We start from the raw sequence: 353 nt of genomic DNA, 5'->3' as shown, positions 1-353 counted from the left end.
AGCTCACGCTCATTCTCTTGTGATTTATCGCGTAGTGCCGCCACTTCAGGCAAACGATACAACGCGTTCGAATCGATCCCTACTTTGGCATCGACACAAAGAATGTCACCATTTTCACGGACTGATAACGGATTGATTTCAAACAGGGCAAAATCATTTTCCACAAAGGCTTGATAAGCCGCGGTCATGACTTTAACAAATTGGTTGATTTGTCCATCTTTAAGGTTTAAAGCAAATGCAACTTCACGTGCCTGGAACGGCAATAAACCAACGAGTGGATCAACTTCAACTTTAATAATTTTTTCAGGCGTTTCTTCTGCCACTTTTTCAATTTCAACACCACCTTCAGTCGG

Annotated in this window: 1 protein-coding gene; it reads right to left on the bottom strand. The window is 42.2% G+C overall.

The genetic code is table 11. From position 1 onward, the window contains the following. The coding region (locus B4033_RS07730) for an ATP-grasp domain-containing protein (protein WP_349678833.1) at positions 1–353 on the bottom strand (353 nt) is incomplete at both ends.

The organism is Acinetobacter sp. UBA3132, assembly GCF_002364825.1.
Lineage (GTDB): Bacteria > Pseudomonadota > Gammaproteobacteria > Pseudomonadales > Moraxellaceae > Acinetobacter > Acinetobacter schindleri.
The sequence above is the reverse complement of the archived record's forward strand: the minus strand, read 5'-3'. Positions and strand labels throughout refer to the sequence as shown.